Here is a 1,823-nt window from a genome sequence, read left to right as displayed (position 1 = left end):
GACCCCGGCCCCGCGCTCGCCGACCGCCTCGCCCTGCTCGACCGGCCCGCCTTCGCCGACTTCTTCGACCCCGACGGCACCGGGCACCCCTTCTCCATGCGGGCCGTCGCCCACCATCCGCTGCGGGTCCGCGTCGACCTGCCCGAGCACGGCCACGAGGAGGCCTCGCGGCTGCTCGCGCGGCTGCTGCTCGCCCAGTTCGGCCATGTGGTGCGCGGCCGTCCCCGGCGCCCGCACTTCGCCTGCCTGCTCCTGGACGACGCGGCCCGCACCGTCACCGCGGAGAGCGTGCGCGCCATCCAGCGGCTGCGGTCGCTGAACGCGGGCGTCGTGCTCGGCCTGCGCACCATCGGCGAGGTGCCCGAACCGCTCCAGGGACCGCTGTACGCGGCGGTCGGCTGCCGGATGGCGTTCTCCGGCGTGACGACCTGGGACGGGCGGCGGTTCACCGAGGCGTGGGGCACCGAGTGGATCGAGACCAAGGAGGTCGCCCAGCACACCGTCTTCGCCGACCAGGCGGTGACCCGCGCCCTGCACTCGCTGCGCAAGCTGGTCACCGGCAAGGCGGTGACGACGGACGCCGTCACCGTCCGCAAGGTCGAGCGCGAACGCTGGTCCGCCTCCGACCTCGCCCACGCCCTGCCCCCCGGCCACGCCGTGCTCTCGCTGACCACGGTCCGCGGTGAGCACGCGCCGCCGCTCCTCGTCGACCTGCGGGGGTAGTTCCGGACACCACCCGGCGGGGTGACGCGTCCGGCTTTCACGGCGTGTCCATACCGTACGGTGAGGCAGAATCGACACAGGCCGTTCATACGGACCGGCCAAAAGATCCACATCCTGCCGCAGACCTGAAGGTCCCATGCCGCCCACGCTCGCCTCGCTCGTCCACCACTCCGCGCTCAAGCTGACCGTGCGCGCCGGCGAGGAACGCCTGGACACCCCCGTGCGCTGGGCACACGCCAGCGAACTCGCCGACCCCGTGCCCTACATGGAGGGCGGCGAACTGCTCCTGATCACCGCGCTCACACTGGACGCCGAGGACCCGGCGGCCATGCGGCGCTATGTGCGGCGGCTCGCCGATGCCGGAGTGGTCGGCCTCGGCTTCGCCGTCGGCGTCCACTACCCCGACATCCCCAAGGCCCTCGTCGACGCCGCCGCGGAGGCGGACCTGCCGCTCCTGGAAGTGCCGCGCCGCACCCCCTTCCTCGCCATCAGCAAGGCCGTGTCCGCCGCCATCGCAGCCGAGCAGTACAAGGCGGTCACCGCCGGGTTCGCCGCCCAGCGCGAACTGACCAGGCAGACGCTGAGCGACGGCCCCGATGGCCTGCTCCTCGCCCTCGCCGGACAGGTCGACGGCTGGGCCGCGCTGTACGACGCCTCGGGCACCGTCGTCGCCGCCGCACCGGAGTGGGCCGCGCGCAGGGCCGCCCGGCTCACCGCCGACGTCGAGCGCCTGCGGGAGCGGCCCGCCCCCGCCAGCTCGGTCGTCGGGGGCGCCGAGGACCGCGTGGAGCTGCACTCGCTCGGCACCGGACGCAGACCGCGCGCCGCGCTCGCCGTCGGCACCGCGTCCACCCTCGGCACCGCCGAGCGGTACGCGGTGCACTCCGCCATCGCCCTGCTCACCCTCACCACCGAGCGCTCCCGGTCGCTGCACGCCGCCGAGCAGCGGATCGGCTCCGCGGTGCTGCGGATGCTGCTCGCGGGGGAGCCCGACCACGCCCGCACCGTCGCCGGTGAGCTGTACGGAGGCCTCCTGGACGCTCCCTTCCGCCTCGTCGTCGCCGAGGTGGCGTCCGCGTCGGCSRCGGCGRGGGCGGGCG

The 1,823-nt window shown here is 74.8% G+C and carries 1 protein-coding gene and 1 pseudogene; both read left to right on the top strand.

Going from position 1 to position 1,823, the window contains the following annotated elements:
• Window positions 1–723, top strand: a pseudogene (locus tag AB8Z36_RS38835) (ATP/GTP-binding protein); the annotation flags it as partial.
• A gap of 136 nt (window positions 724–859) precedes the next feature.
• Window positions 860–1,823, top strand: a 964-nt coding sequence (locus AB8Z36_RS38830) for a PucR family transcriptional regulator ligand-binding domain-containing protein (protein WP_369218071.1), incomplete at its 3' end; no start/stop codon positions are given.

Origin of the sequence: Streptomyces flavofungini, assembly GCF_041028215.1 — a bacterium.
In the GTDB taxonomy this organism is placed as follows: Bacteria; Actinomycetota; Actinomycetes; order Streptomycetales; family Streptomycetaceae; genus Streptomyces; species Streptomyces flavofungini_B.
This window is presented reverse-complemented; position numbering and strand designations above follow the sequence as displayed.